This is a genomic window from Natronococcus roseus (assembly GCF_043677095.1).
Classification (GTDB): domain Archaea; phylum Halobacteriota; class Halobacteria; order Halobacteriales; family Natrialbaceae; genus Natronococcus; species Natronococcus roseus.
Genome location: NZ_JBHLJR010000003.1, coordinates 361,869 through 381,364, shown reverse-complemented (window position 1 = coordinate 381,364; position 19,496 = coordinate 361,869). Strand labels below are relative to the sequence as shown.

22 protein-coding genes are annotated in these 19,496 nt (G+C 67.5%); 11 read left to right on the top strand and 11 right to left on the bottom strand.

Annotated elements, in window-relative coordinates; genetic code table 11:
- Positions 1 to 25: 25 nt before the first annotated feature.
- Both ACFEMD_RS09875 and ACFEMD_RS09870 read left to right on the top strand, forming a co-directional pair.
- Positions 26 to 1,624 carry an HTTM domain-containing protein gene (locus ACFEMD_RS09875; RefSeq protein ID WP_394740840.1) on the top strand — a complete coding sequence of 533 codons (1,599 nt, stop codon included), beginning with the start codon at positions 26 to 28 and terminating at the stop codon, positions 1,622 to 1,624.
- 76 nt (positions 1,625 to 1,700) lie between these two features.
- The gene (locus ACFEMD_RS09870; RefSeq protein ID WP_394740839.1) at positions 1,701 to 2,117 is read left to right on the top strand and encodes a thiol-disulfide oxidoreductase DCC family protein; all 417 of its coding nucleotides are present in this window, start codon (positions 1,701 to 1,703) and stop codon (positions 2,115 to 2,117) included.
- Here the strand turns inward: ACFEMD_RS09870 and ACFEMD_RS09865 are convergent.
- The 5 genes from ACFEMD_RS09865 to ACFEMD_RS09845 all read right to left on the bottom strand — a co-directional run bounded on the left by ACFEMD_RS09865 (position 2,114) and on the right by ACFEMD_RS09845 (position 5,630).
- Positions 2,114 to 2,839, bottom strand: a complete 726-nt coding sequence (locus tag ACFEMD_RS09865; RefSeq protein ID WP_394740838.1) for an Sjogren's syndrome/scleroderma autoantigen 1 family protein — start codon at positions 2,837 to 2,839, stop codon at positions 2,114 to 2,116. The two genes, ACFEMD_RS09870 and ACFEMD_RS09865, sit on opposite strands and share 4 nt — an antisense overlap.
- A gap of 41 nt (positions 2,840 to 2,880) precedes the next feature.
- Positions 2,881 to 3,303: a GNAT family N-acetyltransferase gene (locus tag ACFEMD_RS09860; protein WP_394740837.1), complete on the bottom strand. Its 423-nt coding sequence runs from the start codon at positions 3,301 to 3,303 to the stop codon at positions 2,881 to 2,883.
- Positions 3,304 to 3,341: 38 nt separating this feature from the next.
- Complete coding sequence (locus ACFEMD_RS09855) at positions 3,342 to 3,776, bottom strand: ester cyclase (RefSeq protein ID WP_394740836.1); 435 nt, start codon at positions 3,774 to 3,776, stop codon at positions 3,342 to 3,344.
- Between the two features lie 138 nt (positions 3,777 to 3,914).
- Positions 3,915 to 4,361, bottom strand: a complete 447-nt coding sequence (locus ACFEMD_RS09850) for an SLOG cluster 4 domain-containing protein (protein ID WP_394740835.1) — start codon at positions 4,359 to 4,361, stop codon at positions 3,915 to 3,917.
- Positions 4,362 to 4,406: 45 nt separating this feature from the next.
- On the bottom strand, positions 4,407 to 5,630 hold the full coding sequence (locus tag ACFEMD_RS09845) for an MFS transporter (protein WP_394740834.1): 1,224 nt from the start codon (positions 5,628 to 5,630) through the stop codon (positions 4,407 to 4,409).
- Between the two features lie 181 nt (positions 5,631 to 5,811).
- Here ACFEMD_RS09845 and mdh point away from each other — a divergent pair, with 181 nt between their 5' ends.
- Both mdh and ACFEMD_RS09835 read left to right on the top strand, forming a co-directional pair.
- Complete coding sequence (mdh, locus tag ACFEMD_RS09840; protein WP_394740833.1) at positions 5,812 to 6,726, top strand: malate dehydrogenase; 915 nt, start codon at positions 5,812 to 5,814, stop codon at positions 6,724 to 6,726.
- A gap of 97 nt (positions 6,727 to 6,823) precedes the next feature.
- Positions 6,824 to 6,979 (top strand): hypothetical protein, encoded by a 156-nt coding sequence (locus ACFEMD_RS09835; RefSeq protein WP_394740832.1) that lies wholly within the window; start codon positions 6,824 to 6,826, stop codon positions 6,977 to 6,979.
- A 15-nt stretch (positions 6,980 to 6,994) separates the two neighbouring features.
- Here the strand turns inward: ACFEMD_RS09835 and ACFEMD_RS09830 are convergent, their stop codons facing one another.
- Complete coding sequence (locus tag ACFEMD_RS09830) at positions 6,995 to 8,446, bottom strand: cytochrome P450 (RefSeq protein ID WP_394740831.1); 1,452 nt, start codon at positions 8,444 to 8,446, stop codon at positions 6,995 to 6,997.
- 80 nt (positions 8,447 to 8,526) lie between these two features.
- Between ACFEMD_RS09830 and ACFEMD_RS09825 the strand changes: the two genes are divergently transcribed.
- A complete protein-coding gene (locus ACFEMD_RS09825; RefSeq protein ID WP_394740830.1) occupies positions 8,527 to 9,174 on the top strand; it encodes a helix-turn-helix domain-containing protein in 648 nt (215 codons plus the stop codon).
- 12 nt (positions 9,175 to 9,186) lie between these two features.
- Here the strand turns inward: ACFEMD_RS09825 and ACFEMD_RS09820 are convergent, their stop codons facing one another.
- Complete coding sequence (locus tag ACFEMD_RS09820; RefSeq protein WP_005554882.1) at positions 9,187 to 9,432, bottom strand: ferredoxin; 246 nt, start codon at positions 9,430 to 9,432, stop codon at positions 9,187 to 9,189.
- 133 nt (positions 9,433 to 9,565) lie between these two features.
- Between ACFEMD_RS09820 and ACFEMD_RS09815 the strand changes: the two genes are divergently transcribed.
- From ACFEMD_RS09815 to cgi121, 4 genes are all read left to right on the top strand, one after another.
- The gene (locus ACFEMD_RS09815) at positions 9,566 to 9,985 is read left to right on the top strand and encodes a DUF7344 domain-containing protein (protein ID WP_394740829.1); all 420 of its coding nucleotides are present in this window, start codon (positions 9,566 to 9,568) and stop codon (positions 9,983 to 9,985) included.
- Entirely contained in the window at positions 9,982 to 10,716 is a 735-nt protein-coding gene (locus ACFEMD_RS09810) for a DICT sensory domain-containing protein (RefSeq protein WP_394740828.1), read from the top strand. The genes ACFEMD_RS09815 and ACFEMD_RS09810 overlap by 4 nt, the downstream gene beginning before the upstream one ends.
- A 96-nt stretch (positions 10,717 to 10,812) precedes the next feature.
- Positions 10,813 to 13,152 carry an ATP-dependent DNA helicase gene (locus tag ACFEMD_RS09805; RefSeq protein ID WP_394740827.1) on the top strand — a complete coding sequence of 780 codons (2,340 nt, stop codon included), beginning with the start codon at positions 10,813 to 10,815 and terminating at the stop codon, positions 13,150 to 13,152.
- Entirely contained in the window at positions 13,152 to 13,649 is a 498-nt protein-coding gene (gene cgi121, locus ACFEMD_RS09800; protein ID WP_394740826.1) for a KEOPS complex subunit Cgi121, read from the top strand. The genes ACFEMD_RS09805 and cgi121 overlap by 1 nt, the downstream gene beginning before the upstream one ends.
- On the opposite strand, the gene ACFEMD_RS09795 is transcribed toward cgi121, so the two are convergent.
- Both ACFEMD_RS09795 and ACFEMD_RS09790 read right to left on the bottom strand, forming a co-directional pair.
- Positions 13,650 to 14,417, bottom strand: coding sequence for an iron-sulfur cluster assembly protein (locus ACFEMD_RS09795; RefSeq protein WP_394740825.1), 768 nt, complete (start codon positions 14,415 to 14,417; stop codon positions 13,650 to 13,652).
- Entirely contained in the window at positions 14,417 to 15,481 is a 1,065-nt protein-coding gene (locus tag ACFEMD_RS09790) for an amidohydrolase family protein (RefSeq protein WP_394740824.1), read from the bottom strand. Before ACFEMD_RS09790 ends, ACFEMD_RS09795 begins: the two co-directional genes overlap by 1 nt.
- A gap of 142 nt (positions 15,482 to 15,623) precedes the next feature.
- Between ACFEMD_RS09790 and ACFEMD_RS09785 the strand changes: the two genes are divergently transcribed.
- Entirely contained in the window at positions 15,624 to 16,667 is a 1,044-nt protein-coding gene (locus tag ACFEMD_RS09785) for an NAD(P)-dependent alcohol dehydrogenase (protein ID WP_394740823.1), read from the top strand.
- Between the two features lie 12 nt (positions 16,668 to 16,679).
- Here the strand turns inward: ACFEMD_RS09785 and ACFEMD_RS09780 are convergent, their stop codons facing one another.
- Positions 16,680 to 17,210, bottom strand: coding sequence for a GNAT family N-acetyltransferase (locus ACFEMD_RS09780; protein ID WP_394740822.1), 531 nt, complete (start codon positions 17,208 to 17,210; stop codon positions 16,680 to 16,682).
- Between the two features lie 110 nt (positions 17,211 to 17,320).
- On the opposite strand from ACFEMD_RS09780, the gene ACFEMD_RS09775 reads away from it, so the two are divergent.
- The gene (locus tag ACFEMD_RS09775; RefSeq protein WP_394740821.1) at positions 17,321 to 18,688 is read left to right on the top strand and encodes an oxidoreductase; all 1,368 of its coding nucleotides are present in this window, start codon (positions 17,321 to 17,323) and stop codon (positions 18,686 to 18,688) included.
- Here the strand turns inward: ACFEMD_RS09775 and ACFEMD_RS09770 are convergent.
- Positions 18,678 to 19,421 (bottom strand): rhodanese-like domain-containing protein, encoded by a 744-nt coding sequence (locus ACFEMD_RS09770; RefSeq protein WP_394740820.1) that lies wholly within the window; start codon positions 19,419 to 19,421, stop codon positions 18,678 to 18,680. The genes ACFEMD_RS09775 and ACFEMD_RS09770 overlap by 11 nt on opposite strands.
- Positions 19,422 to 19,496 lie beyond the last annotated feature (75 nt).

The following is a 19,496-nucleotide window of genomic DNA, read 5'->3' as shown; positions in this document are numbered from 1 at the left end:
CGGCCGACCGCGGCGCGGGCGAGCGATGAGTAACGGCGCGCTCGACCCCCGCTCGCTTTCGGCTCGAGTCCGGCGAGGCGTCGCCGACCGGGTCCGGATCGACACGCGAACGCTCGCGGTCTTTCGAGTGGTCGTCGGACTGTTGATCGTCGCCGACCTGCTGCTCCGGAGCCGAAACTTTTCGTTTTACTACACGAACGACGGCGCCGTCCCCCAGTCGCTGGCCCAGGCGATGAGCTCCGAGGGGGCGATCTCGATCTACCACTACACGACCGATCCGACCGTTATCGCCGGCCTGTTCGTGCTCCAGGGGTTGATCGCCGTCCAGCTCATCGTCGGCTACAAGACCCGGATCGCCACGATCCTCTCGTTTCTGCTCGTGGTCTCGCTCGACCACCACAACCCGCTGGTGTTGAGCTACGCCGACACGCTATTCCGGCTCCTGTTGTTCTGGGCAATCTTCCTGCCCCTCGGCGAACGGTGGTCGATCGACGCCATCCACGCCGACCGGGAGCCCCGGGCGGGGATCGCCAGCGTCGCGTCGGCGCTCATTCTCGCCCAGATGGTCGTTATGTACATCGTCAACGGCTATCACAAGGCCCAGGACGAGCTCTGGACGAGCGGCGAGGCGACGCCGTTGATCATGGGACTTCACGACACGACGTTCTTCCTCGCGCCCTATCTCCGGGAGTTTCAGACGTTGCTCCAGATCGGCGGACTGACGTGGTTCTACATGCTGATTTTCTCCTGGCTGCTGTTCGTGCTACGCGGCCGGCTGCGGATGGCCCTCGTCGGGATGTTCGTGGCCTCGCACGCCTCGTTCATCGTTACGGTGCGGATCGGCGCGTTCCCCTACGTCGCGATCGCCGGCGTCATGCTGTTCCTTCAGGCGCAGTTCTGGGACGATCTGAAGGCGATCGCTCGCTTCCTCGAGCTCGATCTCGCCGGGCTCGAGGCCCGCCGGGAGCGACTCGTGCGTTTCGCGAGACGCGTTCCGGACGTCCGAATCGGCGGCGAACGCCAGCGACGCGCGAGGGAGTTGGGCTACAACGCGGCGCTCGGGATCGTCGTGCTGTCGATCGTGCTGTTCGTGGCCCTCTCTACGGTTCCGTTCGGCGGCCTCGCCGACGAGGAGACCGTCGTCGAGGAGCAGATCGAGGACCGCGCCCAGCAGTTGAGCATCGACCAGCCCGACTGGAGCGTCTTCGCGCCGACCCCGCGGACGACCGACAGCTACTACGTCTTCCCGGCACAGACCGCCGACGGCGAGGTGGTCGACGTCTACAACGGCCAGGCGTCGGTCTCCTACGACCGACCCTACGAGGGGAGCCAGCTCCAGGAGCAGTACGGCTCCTACCGGGAGCGGTTCTACATGAACAGCGTCCGCCGCGGCGGAATCCAGGGAACAAACGACGCCGACGAGTATCTCGCCGACTACATCTGTGCGAGCTGGGAGGAAGAACACGGGACGGAGCTCACCCACGTCAACATGTACCAGGTAGTCGAGAGCGTCGACATGGACACCGTGAGCGATCCCGAGGACCGCGATCGGGACGTCAGACCAGTCTCCGCACACGGCTGTGGCGACAACGAGCCGACGGAGATCCAACCGCCCGACTTCTAGGGTCCGAACCTCGGATCCTTGCGATCGGGGTCTCCGATCGGAATTCTGAACTGCGAGCGCTCCGAACTGACGCTCGATGAGCGAGGAGCTCCCCGAGGACGCGCCGATCGTCCTCTTCGACGGCGTCTGTAACCTCTGTGCCGGGTTCGTCCAGTTTATCGTGCCGCGGGACGACGAGGAGATCTTTCACTTCGCGTCGCTGCAGTCCGACGTCGGCCAGCGGCTGCTGGCCGACCACGGTCTCGCCGAGGATCACCTCGATTCGATCGTCCTGATCGAGGGCGAGGACGCCTACGTCAAGTCCGCGGCCGTTCTGCGAATCGGCGAGCACCTCGGCGGCGTCTACGCGCTCGGCCGACCGCTACGATATCTCCCGCGACGGCTCCGGGACTGGGGGTACGACGTCGTCGCCGCCAACCGCTATCGCGTGTTCGGCAAGAAAGACCAGTGTATGATGCCGACCGGAAACGTCCAGGAGCGGTTTCTCGATTAGCGCAGCGTCTCGAGGGTTTCTCCGGCCTCGCGGGCGGCCTCGAGACACTCCCGGGCGTAGCGCGGATCGTCCGTCTCGCTCGCCTCCCGCGAGAACTTCTCGAGGGCGGCGACCAGCGAGGCTCGCGCGCTCTCGAGGTCGTCGGTCCGTGAGCCGCTCGCCCGCTGCGAGCGGTCCGCGGGCGGTCGACGGCTCGACTCGGCGTGGTGACGGTCCGACTGGGCTCGTTCCGTCTCCGCGCCTCGAGACGGATCGGCCTCCGACTGGGTTCGAACCTCCCGGTCCGCCGTCGATTCGGGCGGCGGCGATGCGGGGCGATCGCTCGAGTCGCCTGCGGGATCGGTGTCGGCGGTCTGGCCCGCTCGTTCGGGCTCTGTCTCGGGTCCGTCCTCGTCGGTCGCCGATCGCGTGCCGTCGATCTCGGGCTGCGGTCGGCTCTCCCCGTCGTTCTCGTCGCCGTCCGCTGGTGTCGACTCTTTGGCCGGCTGGGCCTCGAGATCCGTCCCCTGGACGGCGTCGGGGTTGCCGTGACAGCTGGGACAGAACGTCGTCCCGTCCTGCTGGAAGAGGGGATCGCCGCAGGTGCCACAGTGGCTGTTGGTCATCGTGGCTCCCTTGAGCAGGAGGTCGCTCATCCGCTGGGTGGCCTCCCGCTCGGCCTTGTCGCGCTCGTACTTCTCCCGAAGCTTCTCGCGCTCTGCTTCTTTGTCGAAGTCGCTCATACCCGTTCGAAGGCGGCCCAGCGGCGAAAAACCTGCGGACCCTACTTCGTGCGGCGGTACATCCCCTTCGACGCGGGGCGAACGTCCTCGTACCCGAACCGCTCGTAGAAGCCGTCGACGTCCGCGATCAGGGTGACGTACGCACTCCGGGGCGCCTCGCGCTCGAGGTAGGCCTCGAGTCGCCGGACGATTCGCGTGCCGAGTCCGCGTCCCTGGTGATCGGGGTGAACCGCGATGTCCGAGAGCAGGTACACCGTGCCACCGTCGCCGACGATCCGCCCCATCCCGACGGTCTCGTCCGTGGGTTCGTGGACGGCGATGGCGCCGAACAGCGAGTTCGGAAGGCCCGCTTCGATCCCCTCGAGCGAGCGGGCGGTCATCCCGGTCGCCTCGCGCAGGGCGGCGAACGTCTCGGGCTCGGGGAGTCGGTCGCGAATCTCGTACGGATCGGAAGCGTCGCTCATGTCGGCGTCCAGATCCGGCGGGCAAAAAGCGGTACCGGTCAGATCCGGAGGTGGGCCGGGGGGTCGACGACCTCGAGTTGCTCGAGCAGTTCGAGCCGATCCTCCTCGAGCCAGACCTCGGCGATCTCGCCGTCTTCGATCCGATACATGGCCATGCCGGTCCACTCCGCGACGTGGCCCGTCGGCTCCACGTCGCGGTACTCGCCGGTGTGAGTCCCGCCGACCGTGTACCGGACCGCGACCAGATCGCCCTCGGTGACCATCGCCTCGGTCGTCCCCGAGTAGTCCGGGAACGGCTCGAAGTGCGCCTCGAGCTTCTCGAGGAGTTCGTCGACGCCGTGGCGTTCGTCGTGGATGCCGTGCTCGACCACGTCCTCCGCGAGGAGCTCCGAGAGGGTCTCCCGATCCCGGTCGTTGAACGCGGCCAGATACTGCCGAACGAGTTCCGTGTTGGATTCGATTTGGGTTGCCATGTGCTCACCTCGTGATCGCTCCGGGCGGTCGGTCGCTCACGTCGCTCCCGGAACGTCGGTTGTAGCGTCGACGTTCCGAGTGTTATTTGTTATCGTGCATCACGGAGACAGTCCGGAGGACGCGACTCGAGGCGAGGGTCAGTTCGAAACCGCGGCTTCGACGGCGTCAACGGCTCCCTCGGGCGTCTCGACGGTTTCGACGCCGGGCACGTCGTGGGTCTCGAGGCCGACGACGGGGCGACCGTAGACGCCGGCGAACCCGATCTCCGAGAGGGTGCCGTGGCTCCCCGCGAGCGCGATCACCGCCTCCCCGTTCAGCGGGACGAGCGCGTTCCTGGCGTGGCCGAGCCCGGTCGCGATCGGAATATCGATATAATCGTTCGCGTCCTCCGGTCGCTCCGTCGGGAGGATGCCGATCGTCCGCCCGCCCTCCGCTTTGACGCCCCGACAGATCGCCGCCATCGTGCCGCCGAGTCCGCCACAGACGACCGTGTGTCCCCGTCGCCCGAGCTCCCGGCCGACGGCCTCGGCCCGGGCAGTCGCTTCACCCTCGATCCGTCCGCCGCCGATGACGCTGACGCGCATGCTCGAGGGAGCGACGGCGAGCGGGAAGACCGGTTCGGTCCCGAGCTACGGCGACGGGCGCCGAGAGCGAGCGACGAGGATCGCGGCGAGGACGAGCCCGCCGGTCGGGAGCGCCGCGAGCGCGACGAACAGGAGGGCCGTACCGCCGTAGGTGAGCGCGATCCCGGCGATCGACGCGCCCGCGGCGCCGATCCCGAACACGCCGAGGTAGGTGTAGCCGAACGACAGCCCCTGGACGTCAGCGGCGACGTACTCGCCGATCAGCGCCTGGTGGATCGGCGCCTCCATAAAGACGAAGAAGCCCAGCAGCGCACAGATCGCGACCGTCGGGAGCAGACCGAACGACGTGACGACCGGGAACGAAAGCGAGACGACGATCAGCGCGAGGAAGACGGCGACGATCGTCCGCTCGGGCGAGCGGCTGTCGCTCAGGCGGCCGCCGGCGTACTGGCCCGCGGCGCCGACGAGCAGCAGGCCGGCGTAGGCGTACTGGCTCGGCTCGAACGTCTCGCCCGCGATCTCGACGGGCTCGAACACCGGCAGCCCAGCCAGCACGTCGGGGAGGAACGTGAACAGTCCGCGGTAGTACGTTCCCGCGAGGACGGCGATGGCGAAGACGAGCAGGAAGCTGCCGACGAACAACACCCGCGACTGCACGACGATCCCCGAGAGGCCGTCGGCGTCGGTCGCCGTCGACTCGTCGGAATCGGTCGCCGTCCGCTCGACGAACTCGAGACGGCCCGCGACGAGGATCGCGAGGATCGCGGGGACGGCGAACAGCCCGGCGACGAGCCGCCAGTCCAGAAACGTGAGCAGGAGCGCGGCGACGAGGGGGCCGACGGCGGTGCCGACGTTACCGGCGACGCCGTGGTACGCGAGGACGGTCCCCTGGCGCTCCGAGCCGCGGGTGATCAGCGACAGCCCCGCAGGGTGGTACAGACTGGCTGCGGCCCCCCAGAGCACGAGCGCGAGCGCGAGCAGCGGGAGCGACGGCGCGAGCGCGATCAGCACGAACCCCCCGCCCATCCCGGCCATCGAGAGGACAACGAGTCGCTTCGAGCCGTAGGAGTCCGCGAGCGCGCCGCTGGGGAGTGCTCCGATCCCGATGAGCGCGTAGCCGACGGCGACCACCGTCCCGAGGACGGCCGCGGAGACGTCGAACGCCTCGAGCCAGACGACGACGAACAGCGGGATCGTCAGCTCGTAGAGGTGGAACGTCGCGTGCCCGAGCATGGTGAAACGGGCGATCCGGCGATCGTTCCGATCCATGAGATCGATAGCTCGGGCGAGGGATGATAGCAATTGTGAAAGTACTCGGATTGCATCTCCCCGTTCGACGGTCGAGCCCGACGGCGCATTTCGACGATCGACGTACAATTCATCGTCAGTCTCGGGTGAGCGTGGACGATCCGACGGATTTAACGCCTGGGATGGTGCAGTTTCACGTGGTATGACGAAAGTTAGCGTAGTCGGCGCGGCCGGCACGGTCGGGGCCGCCGCAGGCTACAACATCGCGCTCCGAGACGTCGCGGACGAACTCGTCTTCGTCGACATCCCGGATCAGGAGGAGACGACGATCGGCCAGGCCGCCGACACGAACCACGGCGTCGCCTACGATTCGAACACGACGATCCGACAGGGCGGGTACGAGGACACCGCCGGTTCGGACGTCGTCGTCATCACGGCCGGGATCCCGCGCCAGCCCGGGCAGACCCGGATCGATCTGGCCGGCGACAACGCGCCGATCATGGAGGACATCGGCTCCTCGCTGGCCGAGCACAACGACGACTTCGTCACCGTCACCACCTCGAACCCCGTCGACCTGCTCAACCGCCACCTCTACGAGGCCGGCGATCGGAGCCGCGAGCAGGTGATCGGCTTCGGCGGTCGGCTCGACTCCGCTCGCTTTCGCTACGTGATCGCCCAGCGCTACGACGTCCCCGTCCAAAACGTCGAGGCGACGATCCTCGGTGAGCACGGCGACGCCCAGGTTCCTGCCTTCTCGAAGGTCCGCATCGACGGGAGGGACCTCGAGTTCACCGACGACGAGAAAGCGGAGCTGCTCGAGGAACTCCAGACCTCGGCGATGAACGTCATCGAAAAGAAAGGCGCCACCCAGTGGGGTCCCGCGACGGGCGTCGGCCACACCGTCGAGGCCATCCTCCGCGATACGGGCGAGGTGCTTCCCTGCAGCGTCGTCCTCGAGGGCGAGTACGGCCACGAGGACACCGCCTTCGGCGTTCCGGCCAAGCTCGGCGCCGACGGCGTCGAGGAGATCGTCGAGTGGGATCTGACCGAGTTCGAGCGCAACCAGCTCGGCGAGGCCGCCGAGAAGCTCTCCGAGCAGTACGACGAGATCGCGTAATCGGCCCCCTCGAACCGCAAGTCGGACTCCGTTTTCTCGCCACGAACCCCCGACGGGCGCGATCAGCCGGCTGTTCGCGTTCGACTCGCCTCACTGCGTGCGACAGGGCGACGCCGTGCTCTTCGACGGTGACGGGACACGCATCGAGGCGCTGCCGGTCGAAACCCAGTCCGGAGCCACGCGCGACGCGTTTCGAGCGGTCGGCGCCGGCGAGCCGGACCGACGACACGTCGACGCTCTCATAACGGCATGATGGATCGGGGAGCCATCACCGCTTCCGGACTCGCATCTCGACCGGACCGGGATCGAGCGACACTTTCGGCGTGGGGTCGATCGACTCAGTCACTCGCTCGAGGTCGACGCGTCGAACCATCGTCGCCAGCGAGAGCTGGAGCTCCGTCATCGCGAACCGCATCCCGATGCAGTGGCGCGAGCCACCGCCGAAGGGGAAGTAGGCGTACTCGGGTCGGCCGTCGGGGTCGCCGAGCACGGATCGCTCGTCTCCGTCCGCGTCCTCGGCGTCCGCGAGCCACCGATCCGGCCGGAACGCGCCGGGTTCGGACCACCAGCGTTCGTCGCGGTGGACGCTGTACATGTTCAACTGGACCGTCGTCCCCGGACCGATGCGGTAGCCGGCGAGCGCGGTCTCCTCGTAGGGCTCGCGCTGGAGGAACGGTAGCGGCGGGTAGAGACGCATTGCCTCCCGGCCGACGGCCTCGGTGATCGCCAGGTCCGGCAGATCCCCGAACGTCGGCTTCCGGTCGCCGGGGATCGCGTCGACCTCGCGCTCGAGTCGCGATCGGGCGTCGTCGGCGTCGGCGAGCAACCAGCAGGCGTAGGTCAGCGCGGTCGCCGTCGTCTCGTGGCCGGCCAACAGGAACAGCTGTAACTGGTCGGTGATCTCCTCGATCGACGGCCTCGAGCCGTCGGGATATTCGTTCGTCGCGAGCAAGGAGAGCAGGTCGTCGCCGTCCGCGTCGGACCGGCGACGTTCGGCCACCAGTTCCTCGACGAGCGCCTCGACGTCGGCCGTCGCGCGGCGGTACTCGCGTTCGGCCCGGCTCGGGATCCACGTCGGCAGTACGGCGCGAGCGCCGAAGAACTCGCTATCGCTGTACGCGCCCATCGCGTGCACCCAGCGCCGAACGCGCTCGGCGCGCCCGTCTCCGAACTCGAGATCAAACAGTGACCGCGTCAGCGCTCGCAGCGTCAGGGTCGACATCGCCTCCCGAACGTCGATGACCTCGCCGTCCGACCAGTTCTCGACCAGACGGATGGCTTCCGTGACCATATCGTCCGCGTAGCTCCGGATTCGAGCCGGCGTGAAGGCGTTCTGGAGGAGCAGACGCTGGCGGCGCCAGCGTTCGCCCTCCGCGAAGAACAACCCTTCGACGTCGAGCAGGTCGCCGAACTCGTGCTCGAACTCGCCGCGCCAGAACTCGTCGTCGCGGGCGACGACAACCCCCTCGACCAGTCCGGGGTCCGAGACGACCACGAACTCGCGGCCGAAGGCCTCGTATCGGGCGACGTCGCCGTACTCGCGCATCGAGGAGAGGAACTCGAGCGGGTCGCGAGCGAACGCGAGGGTGCTGTCGACCAGCGGAAGGCCGCGCGGACCGGGCGGCGGCGTTCCGACGACCGTTCGCGTCGGTCCGGTGTCGACGTCCGCGTCGCTTGTCGGCTGTTCGCGGTCGTCCGCCGTCGGCCGCGTCTCGCTCATACCCTTCCTTCGAAGCGAACGGCTGTCGGTGCTCTCCCGAAGCGCTGAACTTCTTTATATCGTCCCGTCGAACGACCGGTATGCAGTCGGCAGACCTCACGCTCCGGCTTCCGCCGTCGATGCAACTGCCGGCGCCCGAGGAGCCACTCGAGTCGTTCCGGCGCGAGGAAGTGCTCTCCTGGGAAGTCGACGAAGAGTCCGAAACCGTGCGCTTTCTCTCGCTGGTCGTCGGCGACCCCGGTGCGCTCGGGGACCTGGCCGAGGCTCTCGAGTCGGTCCACCGGTACGACGTCACGCCGATCGATGCGGAAACGTTCTACGGTTACGTCGAGATGGACCTGCGGGCCGCCGACGCCACCCTCCTGGGAACGTTCGACGTCCCCGGACTGGTAGTCGTGCCGCCGATGGTCTACACCGGTCGGGAGAACGTCCACGTTACCGTCCTCGGAGAGCCCGAAGCCATGTCGGGGCTGCTCGAGCGCGCCCCCGACGACGTCGAGGTCACGCGCGTGAGCGAGCACCAGCGCCGCTCGGAGACGCTGGCCGGCCGACTCACGGCCAGACAGTTCGAAGCGCTCGAGGTCGCCCGCGACGCGGGCTACTACGAAATCCCCCGGAGCGGCGAACTGGCGACGGTAGCCGAGGAGCTCGAGTGTTCCGAGAGCGCGGCGTCGACGCTGCTGCGGTCGGCGGAGGGGGAGCTGGTCGATGCGGCGTTACGGCGGTAGAGAAGCGGTCGGTTAGGGAATCAGCTGCTCGCCGTCATCGTCGTAGATCGTGATCGCGTCGACGGGACAGGTCCGGGCTGCGAACTTCGCGTCGAGTTCGGCCTCCTCGGGCACCTCGCGGACGAAGAGTCCGTCCTCGACCTCCTCGCTGTCCTCGAGGATCGCCTTCCCCGCCGACTTGTCCTTCTCGAAGGCGTCCCATTCGGCGACACACTGGTACATCCCGATACAGGTCTCCTCGTCGAACTCGACTTTCATACGCGAGGGTTGGATCGATCGTCGTAAATCGTTAGCGGTCGTGGCGACCGAACGTCGGACACCCGACCGTTTCCGTCGCTCAGCGACGAGATGTGATCGGCGAGCTTTGTGGGCGCCCGATATATTTCGATCGATGACTGTCCCGATCGAACGGGACACGGCTTATGCCGTCGAGGAGCTAAGTAAATTAACGATCATGAAAGATAGTCTCGAGGATCTCTCCGCGCTCGCGGACGCCGTGTCCGAGCACGACGTCGACGAACTCCTCGGACTCCTCTCGACGCGGGAGGTCCGCATCACGCTCGCGTACCTGTACGATCACCCCAACGCGACGGTGGACGAACTCGCCGCGGCTATCACCGGTGCCGCTGCAGCCAAGAGCGGACGGATCGGCGGCGAGTCGGAGTACGAGCGAGCGCACGTCTCCCTCCACCACTCGGTCCTCCCTCGGCTCCAGGACCACGGGCTAATCGAGTTCGATCCGGCCGACGGAACGGTCGAGGACGTCGACGTACCGCCGGCCGTCTACGACGTGCTCGGAGTCGGCGAATGAGCCTCGAGACGCTCGGCGAGGCGCTCGAGCGCGCCGAAGCCGAACGGAAGCGACTCGAGGTACACGCGAGCGATAGCGACGTCGCGGTCGACCTACAGCGCCAGTTTACGAGCCGGAACGTCGCGGTCGAGTACCGCCGAGCCGCGGCGTTCGAGGACGGGTTCGTCGTGATCCGCGATTCCGACGGCGAGTTCCGAGGCGCGCTGGGTCTCGAGGGGTTCGACGCCCTCCTCTCGCCGGAGATCCACCCGCCCTGGACGCTCGAGGAGGCCGACGTCGACCTCCGGGAGCTACTTGACTTTCTGGAGGGGACGCCGTTCGCCGCCGCCGACCGGCGACAGCTGCTCGCGGTCTCGCGGGAGATCGAGGAGCGAGCGTGGCGGGTCGCCGACGGCACCCTGTACGCCGGCTTCCAGCGCGAGGCGGCGTTCGCCGATCAGTTCGAGGTGTACGAGCGGCTGGCCAGTCGGGGAACGCTCTCGGTGACGGCGTTTCTCGACGATACGTGGGACGCACCGCTCGAAGGGCCGTCGGTGGTCTCCGCATCCGGCGAGATCGGTCGGTTCTGGTTCGTCGCATTCGAGGCCGCCGACACCGACCGCCAGAGCTGCGCGCTGGTCGCCGAGGAGCGCCAGCCCGGGGAGTACTACGGCGTCTGGACGTACGATCCCGCGTTCGTCGGCGAGCTGGTCGAGCACCTCGAGCGCAGCTACGGCGTCTCAAGGGCGTAGCGGGCGCCCGTGACACGGTCGACCGAACGGGCTCGAGGATCGAGTCGAGGGCAGCGATACGACAGTTTAAACCGGAGCACGCGCCAACTGCGGGTAATGAACATCGAGGAGCTGTCGGGGCTCCCGCCCGGCGCCGTCGAGCACTTTCGCGGCGAGGGGATCGAGGAGCTCTACCCGCCCCAGGCCGAGGCCGTCGAGGCCGGCGCGACCGAGGGCGAGAACCTCGTCGCGGCGGTCCCCACGGCGAGCGGCAAGACCATGATCGCCGCGCTGTCGATGCTGTCGGCGATCGAGCGCGGCGGGAAGGCGCTGTACATCGTACCCCTGCGGGCGCTGGCCAGCGAGAAACGCGAGGAGTTCGCGGCCTACGAATCGTTCGGCGTCGACGTCGGCGTGACGACGGGCAACTACGAGTCGACCAGCGACTGGCTCGCGACGAAGGACATCGTCGTCGCCACCAGCGAGAAGGTCGACTCGCTCGTGCGCAACGGTGCGAGCTGGCTCTCCGAGCTCACCTGCGTCGTCAGCGACGAGGTCCACCTCATCGACGACCGGAATCGGGGACCGACGCTCGAGGTCACCCTCGCGAAACTGCGCCGGCTCAACCCCGACCTCCAGACGGTCGCCCTCTCCGCGACCGTGGGAAACGCCGACGAAATCGCGGCGTGGCTCGACGCCGAACTCGTCGACACCGACTGGCGCCCGATCGATTTGCAGATGGGCGTCCACTACGGCAACGCCCTGAACTTCGACGACGGCTCGACTCGCGAGGTGCCCGTCGAGGGGAGCGAAAAGCAGGAGGCCGCACTCGTCCGCGACATCGTTCAGGAAGGGGGGTCGTCGCTCGTGTTCGTCAACTCGCGGCGCAACGCCGAGGCCGCAGCCCGCAGGCTCGGGCAAGTAACGAGCCGAGAGCTGACCAGCGGCGAGCACGACGAGCTGGCGGAGCTGGCCGAGGAGATCCGCGACGACAGCGACACCGAGACCAGCACGGACCTCGCCGACTGCGTCGAACGCGGCTCGGCGTTCCACCACGCGGGGCTCTCGAGCACCCAGCGCTCGCTCGTCGAGGACGCCTTCCGCGAGCGCCTGCTAAAGGTGATCTCGGCGACGCCGACGCTCGCTGCAGGCGTGAACACTCCGGCTCGGCGAGTCATCGTCCGTGACTGGCGCCGGTTCGATCCGACTGCGGGGGGAATGGCCCCGCTCGACGTCCTCGAGGTCCACCAGATGATGGGCCGCGCTGGACGACCGGGGCTCGACCCCTACGGCGAGGCCGTCCTTCTGGCAAAGAGCCACGACGAGAGCGAGGAGCTGTTCGACCGCTACATCTGGGCCGACCCCGAGCCCGTCCGCTCGAAGCTCGCGGCCGAGCCCGCCCTGCGGACCCACGTGCTCGCTACGATCGCCTCCGGATTCGCCCGCACGCGAGAGGGATTGCTCGAGTTCCTCGAGGCGACGCTGTACGCGAGCCAGTCGACCGAGCCGGGTCGGCTCGAAACGGTGACCGACAGCGTGCTCGACTACCTCGAGCGCAACGACTTCGTGGAGCGCGATAGGGGTGGAGACGGCGACGCCGGCGCGTTCACGACCGCAGCCGATCTCGCTGACGGCAGCGGGCGTAGCGAGGATCTCGAGGCCACCAGTCTCGGCCACACCGTCTCGCGGCTCTACCTGGACCCGATGAGCGCCGCGACGATCGTCCACGGGCTCGAGGACGCCGACGAGCGCCCCACCGCGCTGGGACTCTACCAGCTCGTCTCCCGAACGCCGGACATGTACGAACTCTACCTCCGTTCGGGCGAGGACGAGAAGTTCGGCGAACTCTACTACGAGCGCGAGACCGAGCTGCTCGGCGACGCGCCGAGCGAGTTCGAGGAGGACCGCTTCGAGGACTGGCTCGCCGCGCTGAAGACGGGGAAGCTGCTCGAGGACTGGGCCGAGGAGGACGACGAGGAACGCATCACCGAGCGGTACAAGATCGGTCCCGGCGACCTGCGCGGAAAGGTCGATACCGCCGAGTGGCTGCTCGGCGCGGCCGAGTCGCTCGCGAGCGAGATCGACAGCGAGTGGACCGTCGCGGTCCGCGAGGCCCGCGCCCGCGTCGAACACGGCGTCGACGAGGAGCTGCTCGAGCTGGTCTCGGTCCGCGGCGTCGGCCGGAAACGCGCCCGGGAGCTGTACGAGGTCGGCATCGAGGAGCCGGCTGACCTCCGCGAGGCCGACAAGTCCGTGGTCCTCGGGGCGCTCAGGGGCGAGAAGACGGCCGAGAACATCCTCGAGAACGTCGGCCGCGAGGACCCCTCGATGGACGGCGTCAAGGCCGACGCGTCTGCCGCGGCGACGGGCTCGAACGACGGCGACGATACTGCCGAGACGGAGACGACCGCGACGACCGACGACGAGGAGAGCCAGTCGAGCCTGGGTGATTTCTGATGGAGCTGCTCGAGTGTCCCCTCGCGATCGACGACCTCGATTCGTTCGTCGCCGACCTCGGCGAGATCGGCGAGACCCACGGAACCACCCTGCAGGCGTTCGACGCCCGCTACGTCGCCGGGCCTCGCCACCTCGAGCGGGCCGTCGAACTGGCCGACCGCTCGATCGCGCGCGGCGAGAACGTCGCCCGCGATCGGGCCGTCGAGATCCTGCTGTACGCCGCGGGGCGTCGCCAGATCGACCGCGCGCTGGAGATGGGCGTCGGCGAGGGCGAGAACCGAGCCGTCGTCCTCGCGGACGGGGGCGACGAGGCCGCGGCGCTCGAGGGCGTCCGGGAGCTCGCGGCGTTCGCCGGGACGGCGTCGACCCTCGAGAACCCGGACGAGGAGACCCTCCAGGCGTTCTTCGAGATTCCCGACCGCGAGCGCGCGGCGACCGACGCCTCGCTGGGCGCCCTGGTTCGCGAGCGAGTGGCGCTGCTCGAGGTCGAGAAGTAGTCAGTCCGACGCGCCCTCGAGCCGTCGTTCCCGGGACTCCCGGAGCCCGTCGCAGATCCCACCCTGGCTCGACATGTTGACCTGTGCCAGCCGTCCCCGTCGGTGGACCAGCTCGAACTCCTCGGGGTCGATCGGTTCGCCCTCGGGAGTCAGGAACAGCGGATCGGTCGGCGCATCGACGAGTCCCGTCTCGCGGGCCTTCTCGAGGTAGCGCTCGATCGGTTCCGCGGGAACCGAGACCCCGACGGCCCGATCCGAGAGGTAGATCGAGAGCTGGTCGTCGCCGTCGGTGCGCTCGAGATCCGTCGGTCGGAGCGAGACGATCGTCTCGGAATCGAGGCCCGCCTCGAGCAGCGCCTCGACGGCGTCGTACTGGCGGGCGGTTCTGGCTTTGCGGTCGAGCTCCAGTCGAACCGCATCGACGGTGTCCTCGGCGTCGGGAAACGCCTCGGCGAACGACCGGCCCGCGTTCACGCCGCGGTTGATCTCGAGTTCGTGCATGTGCTCGTGGAGGTAGATCCGGGCCCGGTCGACCGCGAGGAGTTCCTCGACCTCCGTGCGGGAGTCGACGGCCATCATCCAGGCGAACGCAGGCGAACACCACGCCGTCGGCAGCGTCAGGTGGACGGTGACGGTTCCGGCGTCGATCTCGATGGCGTCGATGTACTCGAGTTCGACGATCGAACGGTCGAGTTCGGGATCGGTGACTCGGTCCAGTCGGTCGCGGACGGCCTCGCGAGTGAGGGCGTCGAAATCGTGGTCGGTCATCAGTCGTCTGCCGCCGCGGGGGCGTCGCTGGCGTAGTGGTCCTCGAGGCCGAACCGCTCGCTGATCTCGTCCTCGCGGAACTGGCGTTTCTTCTCGTCGATGTCGATGTCGTACAGTTCGGCGGCGTTCTCGCCCATTACCTTCCGTTTGGTCTCGAGATCCCACTCGACGCCGTACTCCATCCGATCGTCTTGAGTGAGTTCGGCCTCGAGAACCGCCTCGACAAGCCAGTCAGGGTTCCAGATGGCGTAATCCGAGCCGAACAGGACCCGGTCCTCGCCGAGCCACCAGAGTAGTTCGGAGAGGATCTCGGAGAACTTCGCGGGACGGTTCTGGGCGAACGGTGCGGCGACCGCGAGCCCGCCGTAGACGTTCGGCTCCTGAGCGGCGATCCAACAGAAGTCGTCCAGTCGCGGCAGCCCGACGTGTTCGACGACGAAGTTGAGATCCGGGAACGACGACGCCGCGTCGTCGATATCGGCGACGTCGAACGCGTCGCGGTTCAGCGGCCGGATCGTCGGTCCCTTGTGGGCGTGAATGTTCTCGATACCGAGCTCCTCGCACTTCTCCAGGTATTCGAAGGCGGCCTCGTCGTCGAGCCGCCACCCTTTCGACTCGTCGCGCCACTCCGCGGTGTAGACCTTTACACCCTGGATGTCGTAGGTCTCGTTCAGCTTCTCGAGGTACTCCAGCCCCTCCTCCCCGTCGCGGGGATCGAAGCTCCCGTTGAGGACGAACCGTTCGGGGTACTCGGTCGCGAGCTCGGCGTTTTGCTCGGTGGTGTTGAACCCTTCCCCGTAGAAGTCCGTGAGGTAGGTCGGCTGGAAGATCGCCATGTCCGCGGCGGCGTTCTCGAACAGGTCCTCGACCATCCGCTCGGCGCCGTACTTGCGGTACTCCTCGATGCTCCACTGCCGTTCCTCGGGCGTGAACGTCGTGTGGTAGTCGTAGAAACACTGGATGAACTCCTCGCCGCCCTCGTGGGTGATGTTCCCCTCCGTCGCGTCCCACAGGTGGACGTGACCGTCGATAACGAAGATCTCCTCGCCGTTGTGATCGTACATCGCAGTATGGTGCTAGGTATCAACAACCATTATTCTTCGTGATGGATTCCCGACCGGAGGACGTGCCGGCGGCAGTCGTGTCCGAGCGTCGATACGTTGGGCGAACGTTTTCACCCAGTACGACAAAGCGTGACGTGGTATCATGCAAGCAGCCCGTCTCCACGAGTACACCGACGACATGAGCGAGGCCCTCGAGGTAGAGGAGATAGACCGGCCGGAGCTCGAGAAATCCGACGAGATCCTGGTCGAGGTCTCAGGCGCCGGCTGGTGTCAGACCGACAACCACATCATCGAGGGAATGTGGGAGGAGTACGCCCCGCAGGACCTTCCGATGACGCTGGGCCACGAGAACGCGGGCATCGTCGCGGAAGTCGGCGAGGAGGTAACCCTCGTCGAGGAGGGCGACCCGGTAATCTGTCATCCCGTCCAGACCTGTGGAATCTGTCGGCCGTGTCGGCTCGGCGAGGACATGTACTGCGAGAACAGCGCGTTCAACGGCCTCACCACGAACGGCGGGTTCGCGGAGTACCTTCAGACCAACGAGCGCGCGGTAATTCCGCTCCCCGACGGCGTCGACCCGACCGAGATCGCCCCCCACGCCGACGCGGGGATCACGGCCTATCACGCCACGAAAAAGGCCGTTCGCGAACTGAATCCCGGCGACACCTGCGTCGTCATCGGCGTTGGCGGACTCGGCCACATCGGGCTGCAGTGTCTCGACGCGATGAGCGCGGCCGATATCGTCGCCGCCGATCTGAAGGACGAGGCCCTCGAACTGGCCGAGGATCTGGGCGCTCGCTACACGATCAACTCCGGGGAGGACGACCTCGCGGAGAGCGTGATGGACCTGACCGACGACGAGGGCGCCCAGCAGGTGCTCGATTTCGTCGGGGCCGATCAGACGACCGGTGCGGCGCCCGACATGGTCGCTGCCGGCGGCGATCACCACGTGATCGGCTACGGCGGCCACATCCACGAACCCTGCCAAGCGCTCGTCAACGGCGAGTTCTCGTTCAAGGGAACCCTGGTGGGGAAGTACGCCGAACTCCAGGAGCTCGTCGCACTGGTCGATCGCGGGGACGTCGAGCTCCGTACCGAAATTTACGACCTCGAAGAGATCAACACCGTCGCCGAACGGCTCGAGCACCGCGAGATCGAGGGGCGGGCGGTGATCACGCCGCCCTGAGAGAGCCGTCGCTCACTGCTCGAACCAGTCGTCGGCCAGCAGCCCGTACCGAAAGAGGTCGACGCGCTCGCCCTCGACGAACGCCTCGTCGCGAAGCCGTCCCTCCTCGACGAACCCGGCCTTCTTGAGGACGCGGTGCGAGGCGGGGTTGGTCTCGTAGACGCAGGCGAACACCTTCTCGAAGCGCCGTTCGGCGAACGCGTAGCGACACGCCTGCGAAACGGCGTCCGTCGCGTAGCCCTGGCCCCAGCAGTCGGGGTCGATCATGTATCCGATCTCGATCGTCCCCCAGATCTCGTTCGGTTCGTGCAACCCGATCGATCCGACCGGGCTCCCGTCGGCGGCGATCAGGAAGTGGTACCCTTCCGTGTCGTCGAGCGACTCGATCCACTCGCGCTCCTGGATCCGGTTCAGCGGGTCGGCGGCGCCGAGGTGACGGCGAACCCGCGGGTCGTTGACCAGTCCCGCCAGGAAAGCGGCATCGTCGCGCTCGATCGGCTGCAGTTCGACACGTTCGCCCCGAAGGAACGTCGTTCCCGCCATACTCGCCGATCGATTGCGATGTACTTGAAATCGGGGACGGTGTGTCACACAGTGCTATCGGGTCGAAGGCGACGCTACCCTCTTGTGCGAACGCGTGATACGTCTCTCGCATGGCAACCCTCGAGGATCCGATCGATATCGGCGGCTGTCGCGTTCCGAACCGACTCTACCGCGCGCCGCTGCTCGAGTGTGCGGGCAACGGCCCCGACGCCGTCGAGACGCTGATCGAGGATCTCGAACCCGCCGCGGCGTCGGGAGTCGGGCTGCTCTGTCAGGGCGCGACGATCGTCCGCGGCGAAGGAGGCTGTGCGGCGCCGGGGATGACCCGCGTTCACGACCCCGACTTCGTCGCCGAACTCTCACGGCTGACCGACCGGATCCACGACCACGGCAGCAAGCTCTTCCTCCAGCTCGAGCACGGCGGGCTCCGGAGCATGGAGACCTGGCACGCCGAGTACCGCCGGGAGCATCCGGGGCTCGAACAGCTCGCGGTCTCGGAGCCACCCTGGCAGCTCCGGGCGCTCGATCGGGCCGGGTTCCTCTCGTACGAGCCCCACGTGCTCGAGACCGAGGAGGTGTACGAGCTCGCGGCCGACTTCGGTCGGGCCGCGGGATATGCGGCCGAGGCGGGCTACGACGGGATCCACCTGGCCGGCGCGAACATGGGGATCGTCCAGCAGTTCCTCTCGCCGTTCTACAACCAACGCGACGACGAGTTCGGCGGCTCGCCGGAGGCCCGGCTTCGCTTTTTAGTTGTGGTCTACGAGGAGATCCGCGAGCACGCGGGCGAGCTTCCGGTGATGGCGAAGGTGCCGGTCGAGACTCCCGCCCCGCCCGCACCGATCGTTCGGCGAAAGCTCTCGCTCGAGGACGGGATCGAGATCGCTCGTCGACTCGAGAAGATCGGCTACGACGCCGTCGTTCCGGTACGGACGTCGGTCGTCTGGGATATGAGCATCGTTCGCGGAAAGTACCCCGACCGAGCGTGGGAGAACGAGGCGCTCCAGGAGGGGTACGACGCCGCGTTCGGCGGCACAGTCCGAAAACGTCTCGTCGCCCTTGGAAACCGGCTCCAGTCGCTGCAGTACGACACCGAGCCGGCCTGGAACGAGGCGTTCTGTCGACGGGTGCGCGAGCAGGTCTCGATTCCCGTTCTCGCGGAAGGTGGGATCCGCAAGCGTCGGGAGATGGATCGTCTGCTCGGTAGCGAAACCGGGTCGGCGGCCTGCGAGATGGTCGGGATGGCCCGTCCGTTCTACGCCGAGCCGCGGCTGGGTGCTCGGTTGCTCGAGACGGAGTCCGCGAGCGGCGGCGAGGACGTGCGCGTTCTCTGTGAGAGCTGCAACAACTGTACGGTGCCGCAGGTGACGGGTGCCCCGGGGATCTGTCGGACGCCGTCAGTGCTTCGAAGACGCGGCGAACTCGAGCGGGAGGGCGCCTACGAACGAGAAACCGGCGGACAGCCGCTCAGGCGGTAACGACGCCGTCGGTCGCCTCCTCGAGGGTTAGCTCTCGAGTGTAGTCCGGCGCCTCGATCTCGAGCAGCGAGTCGGCCTCGAGGCCGGTGAAGTGAACCGTCAGTTCGTAGCTACCGTCGTCCTCGACGGTGCTCACCTCGCTCTGATCGGCGTCGACGGTTCGGGCGTGAACGTACTCGCCGGCATAGGCGGGATCCGATCGGCCGCGGATCTGGTACGACGTCAGGCTCTGGGTCGCCCGCTCGCCCTCGACGGGATACCCCTGGGCGACCCACGCCTCGAGTCCCTCGTCGAACGCGTAGACGTTCTCGTAGCCGGCGTCGATCAGCGACGCGGCTCGCTGTCCCGCCAGGGCGTGGGGGCAGACGCAGTAGGTGACGATGCGGTCGTCCGTCGACCAGTCCTCGACCGGATCGTTCGAGACGCCGTCCGGAGCGCTGCTGAGCGCCGAACCCGTGATCCGGAGGTCCTCGTGCTGGTCGCTCCCTCGCGTGTCGGCGAAGCGGGCCTCCCGCCGCTCGTACCAGTAGGCGACGTCCTCGAGCGGCGCCAGCGGAACGTCGACGTCGCCGACCTCAAGCAGCTCGTAGGCGTCGGTGTCGATCGATCGTTCCTCGGGTACCGAGTCCTGTTCGGGTCCGTAGCCGTCGGCGCTATCGTCGTCGCCGAGACACCCCGCGATAGCCGCCGCCGTCACCGCCGTTCCCGTGGCGAGAAGTTCCCGTCGTCTCATCGCCGACTCGTAGGGAGGCCGACCGAATATGGGTTCTGGTCGGAACGCCGATCCGAGAACCCCTTCGTTTCGACT